We start from the raw sequence: 17,823 nt of genomic DNA on the forward strand, positions 1-17,823 counted from the left end.
CGTCCGCGTCGGGTACTCCTGTGCGCAGGTCAACGCGACGCCCCTCAGGGAAGGCGTCCCACAGCGGGTCACCGGTTCATTCCGTTAGGAGTTCTTATCCGACTTGACCACGTCCTGTTCAAATGAAGCATCGCTGATATGTTTGATTTGTTCGGACATGAGACTCCCTAGAACACAACAACGGCGACCTCATGCTGCCCTCATCAGCTCTCCTTCACTCTCCAACCGGGAGAACGTCAAGCGCCCCCGAGATCCTCGTAGACCTCGCCCAGTCGCAGGCCGAGGCTGACGGTGAAGCTAGCGCCGACCTTTAGATCGCGCGCAGCGGTCGCCTGTGCCATAACGCCACTGGGCAACGGCATCTCCTGCCCCCGCCCACCGATCCGCGGTGTCGACGTGGTGCGCCTTGGTCTGGACGGCGACCGGTGGGGGTGCCGCTGCCGTTCCCCGGCGCACGTCGACAGGCCGCCCGCGCACGCGTGGACGAGGTGATCGAACTGGTCGGGGCGTCGGCCTACGCACCGACCCACCGGGCAGTGCTCCGGTGGCGAGCAGCAGCGCCTGCTGATCGCCCAGGCCTTGGTCCGCAGGCCCGACCTCCTCCTGCTGGACGAACCCTTGGACGGCCTCGACCTGCCCAACCAGAGCGCGATCGCCGCGCTGATCGGGCGCATCTGCCACCCGGAGGGCGTGTCCGTGGTCATGGTTGCCCATGACGTGAACCCGATACTCCACCACCTGGACCGGGTGGTGTACCTGGCCGAGGGCGGTGCCGCCGCCGGCACGCCGAGCGAGGTCATCACCTCCGAGACGCTGACCCGGCTGTTCGGCACGCCTGTCGAAGTGCTGAGGACTTCGGACGGGCGGCTCGTCGTGGTGGGCCAGCCAGCGGCTCCCGCGGTGCACACCGATCGGCACGACACCCCGGGGAGCGGTCATGGTGCTGGCTGAGGCCGGAGCACCGGCCTGGTCGTGGGAACCTCCTCACCGACGTCCAGGAGATGTGGTCGTACCCCTTCATGGTCAACGCCTTCCGCGCGGGCAGTCGTGTCCGTGGTCGCCGCGGTCGTGGGGTGGTTTGTGGTGCTGCGGCGGCAGACGTTCGCCGCGCACGCACACCGTCTCCGCGGTCGCCTTTCCCGGCGCGGCCGGGGCGCTCCTGCTCGGAGTGAGCGCGGTCTAGGGGTACTTCACGCTGTGCGTGTCCGCCGCGCTGGTCATCGCGGCCCTGCGCGGCGCCGGTGAGCATGAGGAGTCGGCGCTGACCGGGACCGTGCAGGCGTTCCTGCTCGCGTCCGGGTTCCTGTGCACCGCCCTGTACAGGGGGCTGTTGGAGGGGCCGCAGACGATCCTCTTCGGCACCTTCCTCGGCATCACGTCCTCGCAGGTGACCGTGTTGACGGTGGTCGCCGCGGTGGTGCTCGCCGCGCTGGCGTCGATCGGACGGCCGTTGCTGTTCGCCTCCGTCGACCCGCAGGTGGCCGCCGGACGCGGGGTGCCGGTCCGGGCGCTGTCCGTGGTCTTCCTCGTCCTGCTCGGCGCGGCCACCGCCGAGGGGAGCCAGATCACCGGAACCCTCCTGGTCTTCGCCCTCATGGTGATCCCGGCCGCCACCGCACAGGTCCTCACCGCCCGCCCGGCCTTGAGCCTGGTCCTGGCCGTCCTGCCGGCGTTCGCCGCCACCTGGCTCGGGCTGACCGCCACCTATTACTCGCCCTACCCCCTGGGCTTCTTCGTGACCACGATCGCCTTCGCCGGATATCTGCTCGCCCTGGGCCGGCGCTCGCTACACGCGGCGCTCGGCCGCCGGACCGGGGCCTCGCCAGCCGCCAGGCGCTCGCCGCCTCCCCGCTGTCCCATCCGTTCTTCCTGCACGCCTTCCTCGCCGGGACCGCCATCGCCGCCGCCTCGGGCCTGGTCGGCTGCTTCCTGGTCCTGCCCGCCCAGGTCTTCACCGGCGACGCGCTCAGCCACGTCGCTTTCACCGGCGCGATGGCCGCCCTCGCCTTCGGCTACGACCTGCGCCTGGGGCTGTTCGCCGCCACCATCGCCATGGCTCTGCTCTTCGGCGCACTCGGCCGCCGGGCGCGCCCCGACGACGTGGTCATAGGGAGCGTCTTCTCCTGGATCCTGGGCATGGGGGCCTTCTTCATCACCCTCTACACGACCTCCCGCAGCGCCACCAACGGCACCGTCGGCATCAGTGTGCTGTTCGGCTCCATCTTCGGCATCTCCGCCGGCAGCGCGGTCGTTGCCGCCGCGGTGGCCGCCGGGGTTGGGCTGCTGGTGGTGCTGATCGCCCGGCCGCTGCTGTTCGCCACACTCGACGAGGCCGTCGCCGCCGCACGTGGGATCCCCGTCCGCCTCCTCAGCTACGGCTTCCTCGCCCTCGCCGGGATCTGCGCCGTCGAGGCGACCCAGGCCGTCGGTTGCCTGCTGCTGCTCGGCCTGCTCGCCGCCCCGGAGGAGCCGCGGTCCGGCTCACCGACCGGCCCTTCCGGGCGCTCGCCCTGTCCGCCGGGCTGGCGGTGCTGGAGATCTGGGCGGGTCTGTTCGCCGCCTACGCGGTGCCGAAGATGCCGCCCAGCTTCGCCATCACGGCCGTCGCCACCGCCGTCTACGCCGCAACGTTCCTGATACCACGACCCGCCTCCGGTCCACGCACACGAACAGCTGTCCCCGCTCGCACATGAGCGAGGCATGCTGATGGCACGCACCCGGCGGAGTCCCCCCTGACGCCACGCTGCTCGGCCGCCACACCCAGCAACGCTCCGTCGTCCTCGAGGCGCTTATCCGAACCGACGGCTTCGTAAGCGCGCAGGCCCTCCACCGTCAACTGGCCGCCGACGGCACACCCATCTGCCGAGCGCATCCAGCGGCCGTTGGGTCCGCACGGGGGTCTTGTAACGTCCCTTGAAGTCAGCCTCAGCAGCCGCACCCGTCGCTCAGCTCAATACGGGCAGCCGGGCCCTCAGGGGTCACAGGGAGGACGCCTGCGAGCACGAGCCCGCCACCGCACTTGTGCCGGCGGCAGCCTGAGACTCCGGGCTGGGCGGTGTTCGCAGACACGGCACCGCCCAGCCCGGCCCCAGCCGGGCCGATGCCTCCGTGGCTCGTTCGTCAAGCCCGTGTGGAGAGCAGCTGCCTCACCGGGACGCAGCACGACGCTCGGTCGATGGAACCTGGACCCTGCCGCCAGCGTCCAAGCATCGACCGGGCTGCTCCGTACGGGAGGTCGTCGGATGCGTGGGCGTGTAGGTGTGGTTCTCGCTGTCCTGCTGGTGACGGCCGGTTGCGCTCCGGGCGTGGTGGATCATGCGTCCGGGGCGGCGAGCGCGGGTTCGTCGTCCGGGGCCGGCTGCGTGAACGGCGGACAGGTGGTCGTCACGACGGCCGACAACGGCCATCGGGTCTGCGTGGACACGAACGGCACGGTGCGTGTGTCGCTGGCGGGCTCCGCCGACGCGCCGGTGACCCTATCGGGGACGGCGCTCGCCGCCGTCTCGGATCACGTCTTCCGTGGCGTGTCGGCCGGCCAGGCGGTCCTCACGGCCACGGTTCGCAGCTGTCCCGCCTCCGCTGCACCCGGCGCGATGAGCTGTACGGCGATGTCCCGCTGGCAGGTGACCGTGGTAGTCGGCTGAACGGCGCGGGCTGCGCCGCACGGGCGGACGGGCCCGGACCGATGCCTGCGGTCCGGGCCCGTCCTTCACGGAGCGGTCAGCCGATGGTGAGCGCGGTGTCGTCGATCACGAACGAGGTCTGGAGGCTGGAGTCCTCGGTTCCGGTGAACTTGATGGTCACCGACTGCCCCGCGTACGAGGACAGGTCGAAGGTCTTCTGCGCGTAGCCGGTGTTCTTGTTGAGGTTGGTGTAGGAGGCCAGGGTCGTGGAGTTGGCCTGCACCGTCAGCTTGTCGTAGGCGGTGGTGGTGGTCGTCTCCGCGGTGTCGATGTGCACGTAGTAGCTGAGGGTCGCGTGGCACCCCGCGGGAATGGTCACCGACTGGGACAGGGAGTCGGTGTGGGTGGAGCCGTAGCCGTCGAGCCAGGCCTTCCAGGAGCCGGAGTGCGCCGCCTCCCCGCTGCCGTTGTCAACCACGCCCGCGGAGGCGGTCCACGGACTGGCGCTGCCGGTCTCGAAGCCCTGGTTGCCGAGGAGCTGTACCGGGGCGCAGTCGCCGCCCACCGGGGTGACGGTCCAGATGAAGGAGGTGGTGCCGCTCGCGTTGGTGGTGTCCTTGGCGGTCACCGTCACGTTGTAGGTGCCGGCGGCGGTGGGCGTGCCGCTGATCAGGCCGGTGGAGGCGTTGATCGAGAGGCCGGGCGGGAGTCCGGTGGCGCTGTACGTGAGGGTCTGCCCGCTCGCCGAGTCGCTGGCCTGGATCTGGAGGGAGGCGGCCGTGTTGACGGTGGTGGACCGGCTGCCGGGGTTGGTCACCGTGACGGTGTTGCCTCCGGTGGAGCCGCCCGCGAAGGCAGCGGTGCCGTTGGGCGTGCCGAGGCCGGTCGGGCCGTCGTAGCCGGACTTGGCGGTGCACAGGTAGCTGCTGCCGCAGGAGCCGTTGGCGCCGCTGGTCACGTCGTTGAGCGACGAGGTGTGGGCGTAGGGGTACGACGACGGGTAGCTGCCGGCGGCCGGGGTGCCCGCCAGGGCGTAGACGGAGGCGATGATCGGCGCCGAGGCGCTGGTGCCACCGTAGACGTTCCAACCGCTGGCCTGGTAGCTGTCGTAGACGGCCAGGCCGGTGGCCGGGTCGGCGACGGCCGAGACGTCGGAGACAGTGCGCTTGGCGCAGCCGCTGTCACTCTGCCAGGAGGGCTTGGTCGTGTAGGCCGAGCAGCCGGAACCGGCGCCATTGCCGCCGGCGCTGGTGCCCCAGACCGATTCGGACCAGCCGCGGGTGGTGCCGCCCGCGCGGTTCAGCGAGGTGCCGCCGACGGAGGTGACGTACTGGGAGGCCGCCGGGTACTCGACGCCGTAGCCGCTGTCACCGGAGCTGACGGTGATCGCGACGCCGGGGTGGTTGAAGTACGAGGCGTCGGAGCTGGGGTCGGTGGAGTCCTCGCCGCCGCCGTAGCTGTTGGAGACGTACTTCGCCCCCATGGTCACCGCGCGGTTGACGGCGGCGCCCAGGTCGGCCATGGACGGCTGGTTGGCCTCGACGAGCAGGATGTGGCACTGCGGGCAGACGGCGCTGACCATGTCCACGTCGAGGGAGATCTCGCCCGCCCAGCCTGAGTCGGCCTTGGGGTAGTTGGTGCCGCCGTTCTGGTCGACCTTCCGGAAGCAGCCGTTGGCCGTGGTGCAGGCCGGCAGGCCGTACTGGGAGCGGTACGTCGCCAGGTCGGACTCGGCGTTCGGGTCGTCATACGCGTCGATGATGGCGACTGTCGCACCGGCTCCGGCGGAGGCCGAGAGGGCGTAGGCGCTCTGCAGGTCAGCGGGCCCGTAGCCGGACGGAAGCAGGTTTGGCGCGAGGCTGAGTTGCTGCTTGATGTCGGTGCGGGCCAGCGCGTGGCAGGCCATGTAGCCGGCCTTCGTCGGCTCCGAGCAGAGCCGCTGGGTGTGCGCGGCCGTGGCGCTTGAGGCGGCGGGCGCGGTTGAGGCGACGGACGGGGAGGCGACTGCCAGCATGCCGCCCGATATCAGGGCCACCGCCGAGAGTAAGGCGGTGGCGCCACTACGGGTCAGCCGTCTGGCGTGCTGGGACATGGTCGATTGCAATGAACGGCCCTCCATGGGGGGTTGACTCCCCGCGACATGGGATGCCGGGTGAATTGGCGTGTGCATGACATGCCAGTCCAACGGCGTCGAAGCGGGATGGCGAGTGGCACGGGTTCATTGGTGCGAGCTGTCACCACGTGGAGTGGTGGCCACGGCAGAACGTAGTGACGAACGGGCCCAAGGGAATACCCCCTTAGGGCAAAGGCTTCCTTTCGGTAGGTGATCTCCCGGTATACCGTGTGGCGCCATGGAGTTGGATGACAGCGGAGTCAACGACCTTGTCGCACTGGGGCTGTCCCGGTACGAGGCACGCGTCTACCTCACGCTGGTCAGGCGCGAGTCCTTCACGGCGGCGGAAGCAGCGCGCGCCGCTGACGTTCCCCGCCAGCGTGTGTACGACGTACTGGACGCGCTCGTACGAAGGCGCCTCGCCATCCCGCGTCCTGGACGGGTCGCCGCCTTCTCCGCCGTGGCCCCCGAACTGGCCCTTGCCCGTCTGATGACCCTTCAAAGGGAGTCACTGGAAAGGCTGAACCAGGCCTCGACGGTGCTCGCCGCTGCCTTGGCGCCGATCTGGTCCGCCGGACAGACACACACCGACCCGCTCGAATACATCGAGGTCCTGCGCGACCCGAAGGCGATCGCGGACCGTTTCGCGAGCATCCAGCGGCAGGCCACGCACGAACTCCTCAGCTTCTGCAAGCCGCCCTTCGTCGCGCCAACGGCCAATAACGAAGGCATCAAAGCCGTCCGCAGGCTACGGCGGGCCGGGGGCACCGCCCGCGCCCTCTACACCCATGACGGGCTCGACGACACGGATGTCTTGGAGAACGTGCGCAGGTTTGGCGAAGCGGGCGAGGAAGCCCGATTCACACCGGTGCTCCCGCTGAAGCTGATCATCGCTGATGCCTCACAGGTCCTCTGCGACATGCCCGACCCCGTGGCCGGCACCGGAGCCACCACCGCGCTCAGCATCGCACACCCAGCGCTGGCTGCCTGCTTGAGGCTGGCGTTTGAGACGGTATGGGACCAGGCCGAGACCGCAACTTCCTGTTCGCCACCTGATGCCCACCGCGGCCAGGGCACGTGAGAACAGCCACGGGGAGTCTGAGGGCAACCAGGTAAGCGCCATGCCCACCACCGGCCCGGGAACGGCTCAGGTCCCTCTTTTGATGGGTACCGCGTGGCGGGCCGTCTTGACCGCCGAGATCAGAAGGATCACGGCGAGTGCCGGAATGAGGGCCACGTCGGGAACTGCGCCGAGGAAAAGACCGCCCAGGAGGGCGCCTACGATCGAGCCCACCGCGAGGACCAAGACAAAACGAAGGTTGTCCCGCAGCACGATAAAGCTGCCATCGCGGCTGTACCGGGCGAACGCGACCAGCATGGTCGGCAGCGACACCAGCAGCGACAGGCTGCCGGCGATCTTGATGTCGACGCCGTAGAGCAGCACGATCGTCGGGATCAAAAGCTCTCCGCCCGCGACGCCCATGATCGCGGCAACCACCCCGATCCCGAACCCCGTCCCCGCACCCACCACGGCGAGCAGCCAGCCGTTCAGGCCGAGCCCGCCCAGATCCGCGGTGTGGGTGAAGACCAGTGCACCGGCCATCGCGACCATCAGTACCGCGAGGACTTTGTAGAGGGTGGTGGTGCGCATTCGCACCGCCCAGGAGGCGCCCGCCCAGGCTCCCAGTAGGCTTCCGGCGAGCAGGTTGGCCGCGATCGTCCAGTGCGCCCCGAGGTCGGAATACGGGACCGCGCCCAGACGGGCCGGCAGCGCGGTCAGCACGACAACCAGGCTCGTCGCCTTGTTGAGGATCACCGCCGCCAGAGCCGTGAACCCGAAAACGCTGATCAACAACGGCAGACGGAACTCCGCCCCACCCAGACCGATCATGCCGCCCAAGGCCCCGACTGCGGCCCCGCAGGCAAGCGCCGACGGGATCGAGCGCATGGCGCGGTCGGGCAGGGCATCGGGTGTGGTGCTCACGGACGGAACCTCTCTGGCACGGCGCGGAACCCGCGCGACTCGCGGATAACCCTCTCCCACCAATCCGCACCAGCCCACCTCACTCGGCAAGAACTGAAGTTCCTTCCATGCCGCCACCGGAAAGCATGGTGCTTCCACCAAACGCGCCGACGGGCAATGTTGTCGGATGGCCGTGAAGGGTCTCGCGCCCGCCCCGCAATTGCGGCTCTGGCGGCCAACTCCCCGATACTCCGGGCTGGGGGGCGCCGTGCCAGAAACCCGGCTTCCTCTCGACGGGAGCGGGTCAGGCAGTCGCGACGGAGTCGAGCCTGCCCGCCTTGGCGTCCTCTAGGAGGGAACCGAATTGATCAGCGCTCATCTCCACGCGCTGCCCGAAGTCGTCGGTGATCACGACGCGGCGTTCCGCCGGAGCGGACTCGTCGACGAACAACTGCGGGCAGCCGCAGTCGCACTTGCCGCAGAACGTGGCCACGGGTTCTGGGGAATTGGTGTCGGTCATCTCAGGCACCTTCCGTAGTCGCGTCCGCCCACGGAATGGCGTACCGCCACCCGTATCCCGGACGTGGTGGGAATGCCCGTTCGGCGAGGCGGGCAAGCGTCGGCCGCGCACCGGATCGGAGCGCAGTCGGCGGGTGCTGTGCTCCCACTGCTCCCAGCCGCCGGGAAATGACGGAAACCAGAAGGCACATCGGTACGACTACTTGGGAGAGTCCGGTGATCCGGCACCTCGCACGGGTGGGGCTCTCCCGGCCCCCATCGCTCGCCGGCCTGACGAAGGAGAGAAGCCATGGACGAGCAGCGCTACCGCGTGACCGGCATGACCTGCGGTCAACTGCGTCACCCACATCCGATGAGGTCACCCAGGTGCCCGGGGTCGACGGCGTCCTCGTCGACCCCGCTGGGGAAGCAGTCACCGTCAGCAGCGTCTCCCTCGACGACCACCTGATCCGCGAGGCCATTTCCGAGGCGGGCTACACCGTCGCGGCTGCCCGCTGACCGTCCGAACGGGCAGCCCGTACGCGGCGCCTCAACCCCACTGCGAAAAGATCCGGAGCCCGGGAACTCCTCGCACACACCGTCCGACTACTGCTGTGTGGGGGTCTGGCCAACCGCTGCGACCGCGTCCTGGAGATGGCCGCGGGCCTGCTGCTGTACGACCGTGAGCTCGCCCAGTGCTCCGGTGTCGCCGCCAGTCGCCGTCGGAAGCCGCTGTCGGTGGTGATCACGGCAGGGCAGCGGGGCGACTCCCTGCAGTTCGAGCCGGTCCTGGAAGCAATCCGAATGCCCAGACTGGGCCTGGGCAGGCCGCGCAAGCGGCCGGACCGGGTCCGGGCTGACAAGGCGTACGACTCCCGCAGCAGCCGCTTCTACCTGTGCAGACGCGGGATCAAGGCCACCATCTCCGTCCCCGCGGACCAGGTCTGCAACCTGGTCGGGGGCGGATCGCGCGGCCGCCGAAGTTCGACAAGGACGACTACAAGCAGCGGCACGCGGTCGAGTGCGGGATCAACCGGCTCAAGCAGCACCGGGCCGTTGCCACTCGGTACGACAAACTCGCCGTCCACTTCGAAGCGACCGTGCTGGTCGCAGCCGTCAACGAATGGCTCTGGCCAGTCCGGGCTCCGTCAGAAAGCATGAGAAGAATCCAGTTGGGGACGATCTGCCTCGCCTGCCACCCTGGCACGATGCTGTTCAAACTGACCGGCTCCAGTTGCTCGGGCAAGACCACGCTCGCCAACGCCGTGGGCGAACGCCTTGAGAAGGCCGTCGTGCACGACTTCGACGAACTCGGCGTGCCGGAAGGCGCCGACCGGCAATGGCGCAATCGCATGACCGAGATGTGGGTGCGTCGCGCGCTGGAGTACCAGGACCGCGGACTTGATCTCCTGCTGACCGGCCAGTCACCGCTCGGGGAGGTCCTGGCGGTGCCTTCGGCACCACTGCTGGACGGCATCGCGGTATGTCTGGTCGACGTGTCCGACGAGATTCGGCGCAGGAGACTCAGCCACCGCGACCCCGGCCGGTGGGACCCGCCGGCGGTCGATGCGTTTCTCGGATGGGCCGACTGGCACCGCAAGCACGCGCGGGACCCCCGATATCGGCCCGACGTCGTCACCGCCGACAGCTGGCCGGCGATGACCTGGCGGCGCTGGACCGACTGGACGGCCGACGACCGCCGATGGTCCACCCACCTGATCGACACCACGGACCAGCCCATCACGGACTCCGCAGCCCAGATCGCGCAATGGGTCGCAGAACAACGCGAGGCCCTCCGATCCGGCCGCCTCGCGCTGTCACGAGGCTGGCCAGATCAGACATCCTCCGAGGCCGGACCCACCTCTTGATCCACTTTCGCAACAGGCCATAATGGCGCATTGTGGTCTCTTCCCGATGTGTCTTCTGGTTGGGTGGCCGCATGGCACATCAGGAGTACGTCGGGCACCGCCTGATCGAGGTCTCGGTACTGCCCGCGCGGGTCGTCTACCTCATTGCCGAGGGGAGCACCGATGGCTTCCGCGCTGCGGTGCGGATGGCCGACCTCCGTTGGGGGGGATGACCGAACCCGTCATCGAAGTGGGATCTGATGGGGACAGTGAGACGTCCGCGAAGCTGGTGCGCATCGCGGACGTGCAGGCCGTCGTAAACGTCGACGCGGATCCCTCACGGGCCTCTCTGCTCGCGGCCGCCTGGAAGCTCCCTCTTGTAGCGATCGACGACATGGAATCGGCGAGTCCCATGGGTATCTGGGAGTTCACCAGCCGCCCTGAGTCCGTCGCTCTGGACATGGGGGCTGGGGTGGATCCGTGTTACCGAGCAGATCCCGCTGGTCCCCTGTGGGCTGTAGGCGTGGCCGGGGTCTACGAGCCGCCGAAGGACTCAACCGGCTACACCCCCATAGTCCCCACGCAGCTCACAGCGCTCGGCACAGCGCAGGCTTCACCCGCCACCGTGCTGATGAAGGGCATGACAGGGTTCGAAGAGAACTGGGCGATTTACGACCGGCACCAGCACGAGATGCCCGTCGCTGTCGTCGTTACCCAGCCCGACTCCCTGGCAGACTGCGTCTGGTTCTGGAACGCCCGCGCGATGCGCTCCCACGCACACGTCGACATGCCAATCTTGCTGTTTCCCCAAGAGGCTCCGGAGCACTGGCTCAACTTCGCCAACGACATCCGCTTCGCTCAGATCCGCTCGGCAGTGCGTGCTCTGCCGGACGTGATTCTGGTCAGTCGGAGCCTGTCGGGCAAAGCGCTGCACAGCGCGGCTGCCCGCGCCGGCCTGGTCGCTGACGGGGAGGATTCCGATGTGCGCTGGGGGGTGCGGTCCGCAGAAACCGAAGGGGCCCTCACTTACAGGGTCGACCGAGATTTCGAGCCCGAGTTGTTCCGTTGGCGGTGGGGGTCTCAAAGCTGCTGAACGAGGTCACTGGGAGCTACACGCCGTCGGTATCGGGAACGATCGGGCTGACGGTCATGGAGCAGTCCGACATCAGCGCCCTCCTCGATGTCCTCGTCGTCGAGGCCCTGTCGGCCCTGAAGACCGAACGCACCGAGCGCTTCCTGAAAGAGCTGCGCCGCCTCAACGAGGGCCGCCACCCCGATTGGGTTCCGCTGGAAGAGGCCAAGGAGCTTGCCGGGAGTTCGGCGGCCGCCAGGATCGCAAGTTCCGCTCGGCGACGAACGTGGTGAGCGGATGGACCGCTCTCGACGTCACTGCGGGGTTGGAGACCGCGTGCGCGCAGGGCTGGGTGGAACGCGGTCTGGGCCTGGACTGCGACCAGTGCCGCCTGCACAGCTTCATCCCTCTCCAATCGTCCGGCGGCAGGGCGGTGTGCCCCGCCTGTTCCGCGCCAGCGCTGTACCAGAGGGAGAACAACAAGAAGGCCGTCGAGGTCGTCTACCGCCTCAACGCGTTCATCGACCGGGCCGTCGACAACGGTGTGCTGCCACACCTACTGGTGATCGCCGCCCTCCAGGACATCGACCCCTCCACCTACCTCCTGCCTGGCGTCGACGTGTACGTCGGAGACGACGACAGGAAGCAGGAGGTCGACGTGTTCGGAGTCCACGAGGGCCGGGTCCTTGCAGGTGAGGTGAAAGTCAAGGCAGCAGAGTTCTCCAAACATGACCAGATCGCCCGGGACGTCGAACTCAGCCGACGACTTGGTGCCGACATTCACCTCATGGCAGCGACCGACATGATCGACGACGCCCTCCAGGACGAGGCACGCGAGCGGTGCGAGAGGGCAGGGCTCGAACTCCTCGTACTCCACGCGCCCAGCTCCGCCCCGGCCTCGCGGAACAGCGCACGGTCCAGAGCCGACGAAAGAGGCCAGCCGGCACTCCCCGACAGCGCCAGGGAGACTCCCAGACGGCCACAGCATCCGGTCCGGGAACGGCAGGCGCCCACGGCGACTGCCTGTGAGCACTCCACAAGCCGACTCCCGGACGCCGGCTCCGTGCGGGCCGGTGGCGGTCAATTCCCGGAGAGCAAAGGGCGCGTCGAGTGGCGTGATCCGCTCATTTTAGAGTGATGCGCATGGACATGCAGAGAATCGTCGTGGTGTTGGCTGAGGAAGCTGAGCAACAGATCCAGGATCAGGTGTGGAATCTTGAGCCGAGCGACCGCGCAGTCGCTCGTGAGACCGAGGGCCGCCTGCGCGACGCTGTCGGCCCGCAGGGCGTCCAGGACGCATTGCCGCAGATCAAGCGACTCGAACATCTGCGGGAAACTCTCGCCGTCCTGGCCATCTCCCTCGCGCGCACGCACGGCCGCATGGCCTGGTTTCTCTCCGGCGCTCTCCACGCACTCGAACCGGTCCTGCGCTGGCGCGCCCTGCCGTCTGACGGCGGCGGCACCTTCGGCACCGTCCTGCCGAGCTCTGAGGACTACACGGAGGCGGAAGATGCCGTCCGCCGACTCCAGGACGCCCTTGCGCAGATCGCCACCGAGCGGGTCGGCCCCGGCAGCGTTCACCCCGGTCGGCAAGCAGACGAAGCCTGAATCCGTGTTTCGGTCCTGGAGCTGCGCGTTTGCGGCCACTCAGGCGGTCAGCGTCGCAAGCTCCGTGTTCGCGCGCTCGGCGACCAGGGCCAGGACGCGGCCAGCGGCAGCCAGATCCTCATCGGGGATCCCGCCCCAGACGCGGGCAGTGACCGGGACGGTCTCCACGTCGACGGCGGCGAGCAGTTCGCGCCCTGTATCCGTAGGCGAAGGTGCGCGCCGTCCGCGACCAGTTGCTGCTTGGTGAGCAGTTCGCCGAGATGGAGGCGACGGCTTGGTCGGCGTCGTAGAGCCGCATCCCGCAGCCGTGCGCGGGGGTCTGCCACCCTTGGCTTCGCCGGAACAGATCAGCTGTGCCGGGCGGTGGCGTCGCGCGAGGTCAGGCCTCCACGTCCCTGGGGTTGAGGGCCGTCACGGCCTGGGACCGATCGCGCGGGCTGCTGCCGCCAGCGCCGCTTCGGCTTCTTTCACCATCCGGCGGACGATCTCACCGGCGGGCAGGACCTCGTGGACGAGGGCGGTCGACTGGCCGGTGAACGGGAGGTACTCCTCGCCGCCGCCGGCCAGGATCGCCGCCATCACGCGGGGCACGGTCTGCGCCGGGTCCACCTGGGAGGGGTCCTCACGCAGGGCGTCGACCAGGGGGGTCCGCAGGCAGTGCGGGACTCCGGCACTGCCGGGGCGGTTGAAGGGCGGCAGGATCCGCTCGCTGCCCACGGCCTTCACCGTGTCCGCGGCATCCGAGGCGACGATCCGGTCCTTCCACGCCTGCGACACGCTCATCTCCTGCGACGCGAGGAAGCGTGTCCCCATCAGCACCCCCTGCGCTCCCAGCGCCAGGGCCGCGGCCACGGCTCCGGAGTCACGGGCGGGTTCCAGTGGTAGGAGCGGACGGTGGTGGCTTCGCGGAACCGGCCTCCAGGAGCTGCTCGCGCAGGGAACCATGGGCCTCGGCGAGCAGCGGGCAGCCGAGCCAGCTGCGGCGGCGCCACCGGTCGGTGCAGGTCCGGACGAAGTCCCGGTCGTAACTGGTCAGGCCGCCGACGACGGTGAAGGGCTGCTCGTCGCCGTGGGCCCAGCCGACCGCGGTGACCACGCCGTCTTCGAGGAGAACCTCGATCATGACGTCCCCTTCGTCCGAGGAGCCATTCGCGATCGTCTCGGCGTACTGCGTCGCGTGGGGGCCAGGGGATCCGACGGCCACCGCCAGGGTCGAGCTGCATGCCCCCGCACCCGGTACAGATCGTGCACACCGTCCCGGGGCTCCGGCATGTCTTCGCGCTCCGCTCCCGACAGTGTGGCGGCGATCAGCACGGAGCGCTGCCAGCCGGCAGTAAAACCCACCGCCATCAGTGCAGGGCCCAGACCGGGGGAATCGTGTGCGTAGACCTTCCACTGCACCGGCTCACCACGCTTGGCGAATCACTCCAGGTCTCGGCCTGTTCGCCACACCGCACCAGGCCGTGGCACTGGCCGTACGCCACCTACCGCCCGACCTCGGCTCGGTCGCACTCGGCAGGTGACCCCACCCGGCAAGCGGCCGGACCGGCAGCGCAGCAGCAGACCATGGGATGCCGCTCGCCGTCTACCAAGCGCTGGACGGGCGAAGTTCTGAGCGGGGGTAGTTGGCGAATTCCGCCAACTACCCCGCTCAGTCACAGGAGGACACGCCCCCAGCCCACCGACCTTGCCGTCAGGCCCGCCAGGCCTGCCAGGAGCAGGTCACCCGCCCCTGGCCATGCCCGACACCGCAGCGTCGCTCCCGTCGGCCCCAGTCCGTCTCACCCTGCCGGACGGCCAGCAGCTCCGCGGCCGGCTCCTCGCCCTCACACCGTGCAGGCAATCGTGGTCTACCTCCAGGACGAGAAGACTTCTTCGCTCTCGCCCAAACCGTCGGCAGACCATCACGAGCGAATGGACCTGGACACCCACGGCTGACCGACCGCCCCTCGTCAAGTTCAGGGGCAGGCCGGGTCAGCCCTTGAAGGCGTCCTTGGCCCGTTCCTTCACCTGCCGGGCCTTTCCCCGCGCCTCCAGGCCGGCCCCCTTGGCCTCGGTGGTCCTGTTGCCCACGGCGTGCGCCACTTTTCTCACCGACTTGCCGATCACCTGCTCGGCCCGGGCCTTGATCTTCTCGCCGGCACTCATGACCGACCCCTCTCTCTCACTGAGGGCGACAAACGCAATCGGGCTACACCGTCAGCCGGAGCCGGCGGGGCAGCGCGGCACGGAACGCGATCCGCAGCGCGCGCCGCAGAGCCAGTCCCGCACTCCCTGTCGGCAGCCGCACGCCCCACACCGTGAGCCGCAGCAGGATCAGGCGCCTGAGGGCGCCGAGGGGTCGACGGGCGAGGCAGCGGCGGCCGCCCCGCTTGTGTCCGTGTCCTCGCGAGCCGGCCTTCACGAGTGTCTCCGACCGACGACGAGCCGGTAGACGACCAGCAGAATGAGGGAACCGACGATGGCGGCGATCCAGGTGGAGAGCTGGAAGAAGCCGTCGATGGAGTCGACCCCGAAAATGACCTTACCGAGCCATCCGCCCAGGAGAGCGCCGGCGACGCCGATGAGGATCGTGAGGATGAAGCCGCCAGGGTCGCGGCCCGGCATCAGTACCTTCGCAACGATTCCGGCGAGAAGGCCAAGCACCACCCAGCCGATGATGCCCATGATTTCCTCTTAACCACGGAAACACCTTTTAAGTGCATATGCGCTGCCTGTCCGATTCTAAACATCGGCGGCTACAGGGCTTCTGCCGGGCCGGTCCCGACGCTGTCGGACCCGGTGCAGGGCTTGCTGAGCACCGGTTTGCACGATGACGCGGCGGCAGCGCCCGTGCCCGAGGACGGCCGGGCGATGCGGTCTGGAGGGACCAGGCTCACGCAGGTAAACGAGCTGGCGTGGTGGATGGTTACCCGGGCCGTCGCGCGGGCGCACTGCACCAAGGTGGCCGAGCGCCGCCACGACACCACCGGCCGACTGCGCCCCGTCGGCCGCACGGTCCCGCTGCGCCCGGGGCAGGCTCGCATCATTCAGTCCCCCGCGGCCGCCGAGGTCGAAGCCCTGGACGCCTCCAAGGACGCCGACACCCAGGACCGGCCCGGCGCCGCCGGGACACTGAAAGAGCACGCCGCCCGGGACAACCCCCCGAACCCATCCCTGCGGGCCGGACCTCAACCGAACGAGACGACGAAGACACCGCCGCCTGCATCCAGATGCTGGGCCCCCTGCGCATCACCGGCGGCCTCTCATCCGCTCACAGCCCTCGCACCGCCGTCATCGCCGCTTTGATCCACCTGCGCCCCGGGCGCAGCACCGAATACCTGTGCCAGGCCATGGACCCCGTCACTCCGTGGTCCACCCGCACTCTGCACTCACGCCTGTCCGAACTGCGTAACCACATCGGGCTCACCCGCGACGGATACCCGCTGCTTCCCCGGCCCAAGACCGGCTTCGGGTACGCCTTCCACCCGGCCGTCACCTCTGACTGGGACCGCTTCCAGCAGCTGGCAGCCCGCGGGCTGGCCGCCGGCCCCACCTCCGGTATCGCAGACCTGGAACAGGCGATGGGGCTGGTGCGCGGAAAGCCGTTCGACGGACGGACCGTGCCCTGGGCCGACCCCGTCATCCAAGACACAGTTACGGGGACCGTCACGGCCCGGCTGGTCGGACCTCTGGTGCAACCTAGGCGGCGTGAGCGAAGATCGCGACCTCGTCACGCGAACCATATTTCCTGAGGAGGACGTTCATGACTCGCCGCATACCCCGTGGCCTCGTCTGTGCCGGCACCGCCGCCGCTGCGCTGTTCGCTCTGGCCGGTCCCGTCTCGGCCCTGCCCTCGGCGAATCCCGCCGAGGCGCCGCTCCCCCTGGGCCGTGTGTTCATGGTCAACCCGGTCCAGTCGTCGGGCGACCAGGCGCTGAGTGACGGCAAGGACGGCGCCGGTGCCGTACCCGCCACCGCCTACACCCTGGCCGCGCTGCGCAATCTGGACGGCAGCGGCTCGCTGTCCGGAAAGTGGGCGTATGTACGGTCCGACACCGGCAGCTCCGCGAGAATCGCTGACGCCACCGGGTACAGCCGCGCCGACGACCAGTTCGAGCAGGTCATGGCCTACTTCTGGGTGAACGAGGCTCAGGAGTACCTCCAGGGGCTCGGCTTCGGGAGCGAACTGCCGGGAGCCAACAACCGCGCGCAGCCGGTGCGGATCAACCAGTGGGGTGCCGACAACTCGTTCTTCTCCGACAAGAAGGCCGAGATCCGCTTCGGCAAGGGCGGTGTGGACGATGCCGAGGACGCCGAGGTGATCGTCCACGAGTACGGCCACGCCGTGCACAACGCGCAGGTCCCCGGCTTCGGCAGCTCTCCGGAGGCGGGCGCGATCGGCGAGGCGTTCGGCGATTACCTCGCGGTCGAGGTCGGCGCGCACGCGGACGAGGTCTTCGGGTGGCCGCGCAAGACGGACCTGGCGTGCGTCGGCGACTGGGACTCGACCGGCTACAGCGCGGCCCCGCATTGCCTGCGCCGGATCGACGGTCCCAAGGTGTACGCCGACCGGGTCGGGGAGGTGCACGCGGACGGGGAGATCTGGTCGCGGGCACTCTTCGACATTCGCGGCGCACTGGGCGCCCGTACGGCCGACCGGATCATCGTCAACGCACAGTTCGGCTTCCGTTCCGACACCGACTTCGCTGCCGCCGCGCAGACGACCATCTCCACGGCGGAGCGCATGTACGGGAAGAGCGCGGCTGACGCCGTACGTGCCGCCTTCAAGGCACGGCAGATCCCCGGGATCGGGTGACGTCCACAGCAGTGCCGCGAGAGCCACATGCCGCCGCTCCGGGTCCTCGTCGGCCCGGGGCGGTTCGCGGACCCGCTCCCCTGGAATGCGGGCGGTGTCCGGTGCCCGGTCCACCGCCAGGGCCATCGGCCACGGAGGCCGGGAAGGGCTCGTGGTCTAGGAGGTCGTCGAGGGGGAGTCGTTCGAGGAGATCCCTCATAGGACTGCGCCGCCAGTTGTGCAGGTCTGCCTCGGCGTCTCGCAGGGCCGGCAGGACGCGCAGGGCAACTTCGCGGCGGATGGCCCGCACGTCGTTGGTCTC

20 protein-coding genes and 4 pseudogenes are annotated in these 17,823 nt (G+C 69.1%); 16 read left to right on the forward strand and 8 right to left on the reverse strand.

The annotated features are described in order from the left end of the window. Window positions 1-525: 525 nt before the first annotated feature. The 5 genes and pseudogenes from ACIPK4_RS35665 to ACIPK4_RS35685 all read left to right on the forward strand — a co-directional run. Window positions 526-609: pseudogene (locus tag ACIPK4_RS35665) on the forward strand (ATP-binding cassette domain-containing protein); the annotation flags it as partial. Window positions 610-618: 9 nt separating this feature from the next. Beyond that, on the forward strand, window positions 619-951 hold the full coding sequence (locus ACIPK4_RS35670; RefSeq protein ID WP_402320872.1) for a hypothetical protein: 333 nt from the start codon (window positions 619-621) through the stop codon (window positions 949-951). A 244-nt stretch (window positions 952-1,195) separates the two neighbouring features. Further along, window positions 1,196-1,762 (forward strand): annotated as a pseudogene (locus ACIPK4_RS35675) (metal ABC transporter permease); the annotation flags it as partial. A gap of 152 nt (window positions 1,763-1,914) precedes the next feature. Next, window positions 1,915-2,637: a metal ABC transporter permease gene (locus ACIPK4_RS35680; RefSeq protein WP_402321048.1), complete on the forward strand. Its 723-nt coding sequence runs from the start codon at window positions 1,915-1,917 to the stop codon at window positions 2,635-2,637. Window positions 2,638-3,305: 668 nt separating this feature from the next. Then, a complete protein-coding gene (locus ACIPK4_RS35685) occupies window positions 3,306-3,644 on the forward strand; it encodes a hypothetical protein (RefSeq protein WP_402320875.1) in 339 nt (112 codons plus the stop codon). Window positions 3,645-3,720: 76 nt separating this feature from the next. On the opposite strand, the gene ACIPK4_RS35690 is transcribed toward ACIPK4_RS35685, so the two are convergent. After that, window positions 3,721-5,715: a putative Ig domain-containing protein gene (locus ACIPK4_RS35690; protein WP_402320878.1), complete on the reverse strand. Its 1,995-nt coding sequence runs from the start codon at window positions 5,713-5,715 to the stop codon at window positions 3,721-3,723. A 259-nt stretch (window positions 5,716-5,974) separates the two neighbouring features. Here ACIPK4_RS35690 and ACIPK4_RS35695 point away from each other — a divergent pair, with 259 nt between their 5' ends. Continuing rightward, entirely contained in the window at window positions 5,975-6,817 is an 843-nt protein-coding gene (locus ACIPK4_RS35695; protein ID WP_402320881.1) for a TrmB family transcriptional regulator, read from the forward strand. Window positions 6,818-6,883: 66 nt separating this feature from the next. Here ACIPK4_RS35695 and ACIPK4_RS35700 read toward each other — a convergent pair whose 3' ends face one another. Beyond that, window positions 6,884-7,720, reverse strand: a complete 837-nt coding sequence (locus ACIPK4_RS35700; protein WP_402320884.1) for a sulfite exporter TauE/SafE family protein — start codon at window positions 7,718-7,720, stop codon at window positions 6,884-6,886. A 283-nt stretch (window positions 7,721-8,003) separates the two neighbouring features. Next, on the reverse strand, window positions 8,004-8,219 hold the full coding sequence (locus tag ACIPK4_RS35705) for a hypothetical protein (RefSeq protein WP_402320886.1): 216 nt from the start codon (window positions 8,217-8,219) through the stop codon (window positions 8,004-8,006). 365 nt (window positions 8,220-8,584) lie between these two features. Between ACIPK4_RS35705 and ACIPK4_RS35710 the strand changes: the two genes are divergently transcribed. From ACIPK4_RS35710 to ACIPK4_RS35745, 8 genes and pseudogenes are all read left to right on the forward strand, one after another. Further along, a complete protein-coding gene (locus ACIPK4_RS35710; RefSeq protein ID WP_402320889.1) occupies window positions 8,585-8,716 on the forward strand; it encodes a hypothetical protein in 132 nt (43 codons plus the stop codon). A 135-nt stretch (window positions 8,717-8,851) separates the two neighbouring features. Next, window positions 8,852-9,088, forward strand: a pseudogene (locus ACIPK4_RS35715) (hypothetical protein); the annotation flags it as partial. A gap of 5 nt (window positions 9,089-9,093) precedes the next feature. After that, window positions 9,094-10,065 (forward strand): hypothetical protein, encoded by a 972-nt coding sequence (locus tag ACIPK4_RS35720; RefSeq protein ID WP_402321056.1) that lies wholly within the window; start codon window positions 9,094-9,096, stop codon window positions 10,063-10,065. A 71-nt stretch (window positions 10,066-10,136) separates the two neighbouring features. After that, window positions 10,137-10,277, forward strand: coding sequence for a hypothetical protein (locus ACIPK4_RS35725; RefSeq protein WP_402320892.1), 141 nt, complete (start codon window positions 10,137-10,139; stop codon window positions 10,275-10,277). Continuing rightward, a complete protein-coding gene (locus ACIPK4_RS35730) occupies window positions 10,274-11,137 on the forward strand; it encodes a hypothetical protein (RefSeq protein ID WP_402320895.1) in 864 nt (287 codons plus the stop codon). The genes ACIPK4_RS35725 and ACIPK4_RS35730 overlap by 4 nt, the downstream gene beginning before the upstream one ends. 56 nt (window positions 11,138-11,193) lie before the next feature. Further along, window positions 11,194-11,409 carry a hypothetical protein gene (locus ACIPK4_RS35735; RefSeq protein WP_402320897.1) on the forward strand — a complete coding sequence of 72 codons (216 nt, stop codon included), beginning with the start codon at window positions 11,194-11,196 and terminating at the stop codon, window positions 11,407-11,409. A 59-nt stretch (window positions 11,410-11,468) separates the two neighbouring features. Next, a complete protein-coding gene (locus tag ACIPK4_RS35740; RefSeq protein ID WP_402320900.1) occupies window positions 11,469-12,254 on the forward strand; it encodes a hypothetical protein in 786 nt (261 codons plus the stop codon). A gap of 5 nt (window positions 12,255-12,259) precedes the next feature. After that, window positions 12,260-12,724, forward strand: coding sequence for a hypothetical protein (locus ACIPK4_RS35745; RefSeq protein WP_402320902.1), 465 nt, complete (start codon window positions 12,260-12,262; stop codon window positions 12,722-12,724). Window positions 12,725-12,763: 39 nt separating this feature from the next. Here ACIPK4_RS35745 and ACIPK4_RS35750 read toward each other — a convergent pair. The 5 genes and pseudogenes from ACIPK4_RS35750 to ACIPK4_RS35770 form a co-directional block, all read right to left on the reverse strand. Continuing rightward, window positions 12,764-12,975: pseudogene (locus tag ACIPK4_RS35750) on the reverse strand (MarR family transcriptional regulator); the annotation flags it as partial. 160 nt (window positions 12,976-13,135) lie between these two features. Next, window positions 13,136-13,669, reverse strand: coding sequence for a nitronate monooxygenase (locus ACIPK4_RS35755; RefSeq protein ID WP_402320905.1), 534 nt, complete (start codon window positions 13,667-13,669; stop codon window positions 13,136-13,138). Next, entirely contained in the window at window positions 13,587-13,847 is a 261-nt protein-coding gene (locus tag ACIPK4_RS35760) for a hypothetical protein (protein ID WP_402320908.1), read from the reverse strand. The genes ACIPK4_RS35755 and ACIPK4_RS35760 overlap by 83 nt, the downstream gene beginning before the upstream one ends. An 851-nt stretch (window positions 13,848-14,698) precedes the next feature. Continuing rightward, window positions 14,699-14,872 (reverse strand): hypothetical protein, encoded by a 174-nt coding sequence (locus ACIPK4_RS35765; RefSeq protein ID WP_402320911.1) that lies wholly within the window; start codon window positions 14,870-14,872, stop codon window positions 14,699-14,701. A gap of 252 nt (window positions 14,873-15,124) precedes the next feature. After that, window positions 15,125-15,391, reverse strand: a complete 267-nt coding sequence (locus ACIPK4_RS35770) for a GlsB/YeaQ/YmgE family stress response membrane protein (protein ID WP_402320914.1) — start codon at window positions 15,389-15,391, stop codon at window positions 15,125-15,127. Window positions 15,392-15,936: 545 nt separating this feature from the next. Here ACIPK4_RS35770 and ACIPK4_RS35775 point away from each other — a divergent pair. Both ACIPK4_RS35775 and ACIPK4_RS35780 read left to right on the forward strand, forming a co-directional pair. Then, window positions 15,937-16,458 (forward strand): hypothetical protein, encoded by a 522-nt coding sequence (locus tag ACIPK4_RS35775; RefSeq protein ID WP_402320917.1) that lies wholly within the window; start codon window positions 15,937-15,939, stop codon window positions 16,456-16,458. 11 nt (window positions 16,459-16,469) lie between these two features. Continuing rightward, window positions 16,470-17,522 carry a M4 family metallopeptidase gene (locus ACIPK4_RS35780; RefSeq protein WP_402320920.1) on the forward strand — a complete coding sequence of 351 codons (1,053 nt, stop codon included), beginning with the start codon at window positions 16,470-16,472 and terminating at the stop codon, window positions 17,520-17,522. Window positions 17,523-17,823: the final 301 nt, after the last annotated feature.

Source organism: Streptomyces sp. NPDC086989, assembly GCF_044745505.1.
Lineage (GTDB): Bacteria > Actinomycetota > Actinomycetes > Streptomycetales > Streptomycetaceae > Streptomyces.